This window comes from Lactiplantibacillus garii (assembly GCF_003885105.1).
GTDB lineage: Bacteria > Bacillota > Bacilli > Lactobacillales > Lactobacillaceae > Lactiplantibacillus > Lactiplantibacillus garii.
This window is the reverse complement of record NZ_QWZQ01000077.1, coordinates 1-5,274: the sequence shown is the minus strand read 5'-3', so window position 1 is coordinate 5,274 and position 5,274 is coordinate 1. Positions and strand designations below refer to the sequence as shown.

Here is a 5,274-nt window from a genome sequence, read left to right as displayed (position 1 = left end):
CGTTCACCCCTTTCTTTTTTATTTAATATTAGAATATTTTAAATTCTTTTAGGAATCTTTTGGGGTAAATTTTACTTGTTAAAATTGTCACAGCGCCCAATCGTAGTGATAGCGGTTTCAATAAGCAGATGTTTGAACGCACCACTAATTTGATTATAAATAATCGATAGCACTACTATAACGTTGTAAGCGATTACAACAACAAATTAGCAAATAACAACTTTACATCCCGACCGATGCAGAGCGTAAACTGGATGGGAGATTATATTATGTCAGACAAAATTAGTGGCTCAGATGCTGTTCTAAATGTTATTCAATCTTGGGGAGTAGACCATATCTATGGATACCCGGGTGGTTCATTTGATTCAACTATGAATGCGCTTTATAACCAGAAGGACAAGTTCAAGTTTATCCAAGTGCGTCACGAAGAAGCCGGGGCGATTGCCGCTTCCGCTGATTCCAAACTAACGGGTAAAATTGGGGTTTGCTTTGGTTCTGCCGGCCCTGGTGCCGTTCACTTGTTGAACGGGTTATACGATGCTAAGGTTGACCGCACGCCGGTATTAGCCATTGTAGCCCAAGTACCAACTAGCCGAATGAACATCGACTTCTTCCAAGCCATGGATGAGGAACCAATTTTCGATGACGTGGCCGTTTGGAACCGGACCGCTGCGACGGCCGAAAGCTTACCAAAGTTAACGGATGAAGCCATTCAACAAGCCTACGAAAAGAAGGGCGTGGCCGTCTTGACCATTCCTAAGGACTTTGGTTGGGCCGAAATTGAAGACAACTACGTTTCCGCGGCCAACACCCACGTAGAACCGGTTTACCCAGAACCAGCCAAGGAAAGTGTTGATCAAGCCGTTCAAATGATTAAGGATGCTAAGTCCCCAATGATTTACTTCGGGATTGGTGCCAAGGACGCGGCTGATGAATTGAAGGAAGCTTCCGAAAAGTTCAAGATGCCGTTAGTTTCTTCCGTATTAGCTAAGGGTGTCTTAGATGAAGATTACCCTGCATACCTAGGCTCAACTGGCCGGGTTGCACCAAAGCCGGGTGCTGAAATTGGTTTTGCAACTGACTTGATTGTTTGGGTCGGTAACGACGTCCCATTCAGTATTTTCCTCTTCAATCGTAAAGCCAAGATTATTCAAATTGATATTGAAAGCACGAAGTTGGGCAAACGCCACCACGTTGACTTACCAATGTTAGCCGACTCCAAGAAGGCTTTACGGGCCATTATTGACGCCGGTGAAGCTAAGTCCGCATCCGCCTTCTACGACGCTTCGATTGCCGACAAGAAGAACTGGGATGCATGGCAAGACAGCTTTAAAGACAGTGATCAAATGCCCGTTCGTCCAGAACCAATCTTTGACGTTTTGAACAAGACGGCTAGTGACCGGGCCATCTTCGGGGTCGACGTTGGGAACGTTAACATTAACTTCGAACGCTTAGTTGACATTCACGGTGACCAAAAGTGGGTTACTTCTGGGAAATACGCAACGATGGGCTTCGGCTTACCAGCTTCAATTGCGGCGAAGGTTGCTTACCCAGATCGTGACGTATACAGTCTAAGTGGTGATGGTGGCTTTGCCATGTTGATGGAAGAAATCCTGACCCAGGTCAAGTACGGGTTACACATCGTTAACGTGGTTTTCTCCAACGAAACGTTGGGTTACATTGAAGCGGAACAAACTGATGATAGTCATCAACCATTATCCGGAGTCGATTTACCAGCAACTGACTGGGCAACCGCTGCCAAAGGGATGGGGGCTGAGGCCTTCACCGTTCGGACTAAGGCTGAATTCCAGAAAGCCATCGACGCCGCTAAGGAAACTGACAAACCAGTGTTGATCGACGTTAAGTTGACGCACGAAATGCCATTTACCACGGAACACATGTTTATTGATTCATCATGGCAAGATCAAAAGAAGATCGATGAATTCGTTAAGAAGTACCAAGCACAAGACTTGAAACCATTTAGCTACTTCATGAAGCAGGCTAAGGAAACGGCCAAGGCATAACTAGTACCGCACAAAGGCGTCCGGGACGTGTGCTCGGGCGCCTTTATTCGGAAAGTGATTGGGAGGGAAAAATCGTGAAAGTAGTTCGGCTAAATCCACAGACACTAACAACCATGTCCCAACCGGCGCGACAAGTGATCGCCCTAGGATTTTTTGACGGGGTCCATCAGGGGCACCAGCGCGTAATCGCCCGGGCGCGGCAATTAGCGGATGAACGGCACCTGCCACTGGCGGTGATGACGTTTAACCGGCACGTTTCACGGGTGTTTAATACGAGTCGGCAGACCGACTTTCGGTATTTAAACACGCTCGCTCAAAAGCTGGCACTGCTAGCACAAAATCGGGTCGACACGACCTACGTCGTCGACTTTGACCGGGCGTTTGCGGCCATCACGCCGGAAGCGTTCGTGACTAATTATTTGATTCGACTCAATGCCCAGGTCGTGGTCGGTGGTTTTGACTACACCTTTGGTCAAGGTGGCCGGGCGACCATTGAGGATATGCCGCGCTATAACCACGGTGCGTTTGAAGTGGCGGTCGTGGCCGAATTGGATGCTTCACGGCAGAAAATCGGTTCGACGGAGATTCGCCGGCTAATTAAGTACGGTCAGATTCAGCGTGCCAATGAACTGCTGGGCCACCCGTACGCGGTCGCGGGCCAACTGATTAATGACGGGACAAACCGCCTGCAATTGCGGTTAGCCAGTCGCCTGCAACAGTTGCCTCCGCGTGGTGCTTATCAAGTTGGATTACAGGTGGGCGTCACCCGGATTCCGGGCACCCTCAACGTGACTGCAACCGGGCTGTTTATTCAAGTTGCCGCTGATGCCGGGCTAGGTAGTGCGCGGTGTACGCGCGTCGAAGTGGCGGTCCTAAATCGCCGGGCCGTTAGCGTTCGTCCGGTAACGACCGCACCACTGACGATGATTCAAGCAATTTAAACGTGGCGGGGGCCGTTGAGTTGGTCCCCGTAACGTTCCTTCAAAGAGTGGTTACGAAGTGGTGAGCCCCCGGGGACACGCTTCGTAACTAGTAAGCTCCGTTTTACGGTTAAGCCGGAGAACGGGGTTTTTGTGTGCATAAGTGGGGCTCCACGCTAGTAATCGCAGTGAGTAACTATTCGGGGAACGTTGTGCTAAAATTATTACTAGAAATGATTAACTAATTGCAATGATTCACGGCTAACCACGGTGCGTTGCAGTGAAAGGTGTGAGTAACGTGAACAAATCACAATTACCAAAAGAAACCGACCGGGTCGCAACCGCTGAGGAGATGCTAGAACCCATTGCCGACTTAGGGACCGAATTAACTTCGGCTAAGAAACAGACCCGCAATCAGGCGATTCGCTACGTTTTGTGGGGACTGATCAGCGTTGTGGTCAACTTTGTGACTTTTTACCTGATGAACCGGGTCCTGCGGGTCGAGTACCAGGTCGCCAACGCTACGGCCTGGGTCGTGAGTGTGCAAGTGGCTTTTTGGGTGGACCGCTTATTGGTCTTTAAACACCATTCGGCGCATCCAATCCGGGAAATGGGGAAGTTCTACGGGACCCGTATCGCAACTTACCTCATTGAGACCTTCGTTTTATGGATCGGAATCTCACTAATTGGCACACCGGCGGTCATCACTAAAATTGTTGGTCAGGGGTGTGCTCTGATTGGAAACTTCTTTTTATCAAAATTATTTGTTTTCCGAAAATAACGTAAAGTTCATCAATTGAACGGCAACTCCACGGTGGGTTTGGCGATTAACGCTGAACCCACTTTGTTTTGCCCAGCGATTTCTAAACTTTGACTAAAGATTACTAACGATTTACGGGAATCCGGGTTTTAAAGTTTTCAGCGGCTGGTAAATGGTGGATAATTGAATTTGCGAAGTTAATATGTGAGAGGTCAATTTTAAAGAGGTATCTAAACTTGAAAGTAATCAAACGTCTATTTTGGGCGGCGGTGATCATTTGGGCGGTCGCTTGGGGTTATAACAACCGGGCAACCGTGATCCCAAAAGCGACGACCCTCGTCAATAATACCCGAACCAACCTGGTGGCGGCGTTATCGGGGAATTTATCGAGTCGCTTATTGGACGAAGGCAGCGCGGCCAGTGCGGCTTCGGCGACTAGTCAAACGACTAGTCATACGACGACCAAGTCGAAGACCCAGTCAACGGTCAAAAAGCATGCGGCTAACGCCACCCCCATTGAATCGATCGTTCAAAACACCACCCTGTCAAAAACGTACTACTACCATTTCAACCGGCAATTATCCGCGACTGGTCGGGAAGTCTTTAAAGAAGCGGTCGCAACTTATAATCAGACCGGTCTGGTGAACCTCGTTCCTGGGAGCGCGCGGGAACATCAGAACTCCATCGAATTTTCGGTTTATTTTAAAAAAATGCCGACCGGTGATACCACTATTGAACTGGGACACGGTGGCCCGCAGATCACCAAACAGGTCAGCATCCGGGGCACGAGTTATTGGAACACCGCGACGGCTAGCTTAAACGGGGACTACGGTTCCGCGTTTAGTAAGGCGGTCGCCGTCCACGAACTCGGGCACGCTTTAGGGTTAGACCACAGTAGTTCGACCCTGTCGGTCATGTATCCGGTCAGTCAGGGAAAGAGCACTTTATCCAGCGGTGACGTCGCGGCCCTACAAGAAATTTATCAACGAAGTTAATCGTTGAGCTAACAATCTCCAAAAATTACGAACCAATTTTGGTCACTTTTCATGATTTGCCTTATACTAGAGATGTACCAAAAAGTTTGAAAGGAAGTTGTTTTAGTATGGCTGAAAATGTGGAAATGAACAGTTTATTGGATGAAAAGATGTCAGACGTCTTTGACTGGAGTGACTCCAACCTGCCTATTCGCGATGCGATTTGGAATCATTTCATGGACGATGACAGCCATAACACTGACAAGACCGCTGATGAAGTCGCGCCTTATATGAGTATGGATGATGCTAAGCTTAAGAGCGAAGTTGAAAAACTCTTAAAGGCTTAACTAACACAACTTGCATCGCAAGGGAAGCCCGGTTACTTTGGTAGCCGGGCTTTTTTGTTGTCCAATTGGTTATGAAAAAAGCGTGAAAGTTACGGTGTCCAAACAAGTTGGTCAGCTTTAAGCAAACTTACGGGACGGTGCTGCGGGAAAAGCGGGGTACCGTTTTTGATGAGTCGGAAATATTATTTTAAAAAATCATGCAAAAAGATTGTTGATATTACGGTATTTATACGGAACGAGTATTTAATT

The 5,274-nt window shown here is 48.1% G+C and carries 6 protein-coding genes; 5 read left to right on the top strand and 1 reads right to left on the bottom strand.

Features of this window, described 5'->3' with window-relative positions:
• The first annotated feature begins 269 nt into the window (after window positions 1-269).
• Together spxB and D1831_RS13645 are read left to right on the top strand one after the other, a co-directional pair.
• Complete coding sequence (gene spxB / locus D1831_RS13650; protein WP_125073394.1) at window positions 270-2,024, top strand: pyruvate oxidase; 1,755 nt, start codon at window positions 270-272, stop codon at window positions 2,022-2,024.
• A 74-nt stretch (window positions 2,025-2,098) separates the two neighbouring features.
• Window positions 2,099-2,965 (top strand): FAD synthetase family protein, encoded by an 867-nt coding sequence (locus tag D1831_RS13645; protein WP_125073393.1) that lies wholly within the window; start codon window positions 2,099-2,101, stop codon window positions 2,963-2,965.
• Here D1831_RS13645 and D1831_RS14445 read toward each other — a convergent pair.
• Window positions 2,962-3,105, bottom strand: a complete 144-nt coding sequence (locus D1831_RS14445; protein WP_158610676.1) for a hypothetical protein — start codon at window positions 3,103-3,105, stop codon at window positions 2,962-2,964. The genes D1831_RS13645 and D1831_RS14445 overlap by 4 nt on opposite strands.
• Before the next feature lie 137 nt (window positions 3,106-3,242).
• On the opposite strand from D1831_RS14445, the gene D1831_RS13640 reads away from it, so the two are divergent.
• The 3 genes from D1831_RS13640 (at window position 3,243) to D1831_RS13630 (ending at window position 5,025) form a co-directional block, all read left to right on the top strand.
• A complete protein-coding gene (locus tag D1831_RS13640; protein WP_225422902.1) occupies window positions 3,243-3,725 on the top strand; it encodes a GtrA family protein in 483 nt (160 codons plus the stop codon).
• Between the two features lie 215 nt (window positions 3,726-3,940).
• Window positions 3,941-4,699 carry a matrixin family metalloprotease gene (locus D1831_RS13635; protein WP_125073392.1) on the top strand — a complete coding sequence of 253 codons (759 nt, stop codon included), beginning with the start codon at window positions 3,941-3,943 and terminating at the stop codon, window positions 4,697-4,699.
• A gap of 107 nt (window positions 4,700-4,806) precedes the next feature.
• Window positions 4,807-5,025: a P8 family protein gene (locus tag D1831_RS13630; RefSeq protein WP_125073391.1), complete on the top strand. Its 219-nt coding sequence runs from the start codon at window positions 4,807-4,809 to the stop codon at window positions 5,023-5,025.
• Window positions 5,026-5,274 lie beyond the last annotated feature (249 nt).

What these genes read in the sequence shown, in the direction of transcription:
- D1831_RS13630 (WP_125073391.1), top strand. Translation starts at nt 4,807, where the DNA reads ATGGCTGAAAATGTGGAAATGAACAGTTTATTGGATGAAAAGATGTCA.
- D1831_RS14445 (WP_158610676.1), bottom strand. Translation starts at nt 3,105, where the DNA reads ATGCACACAAAAACCCCGTTCTCCGGCTTAACCGTAAAACGGAGCTTA.
- spxB (WP_125073394.1), top strand. Translation starts at nt 270, where the DNA reads ATGTCAGACAAAATTAGTGGCTCAGATGCTGTTCTAAATGTTATTCAA.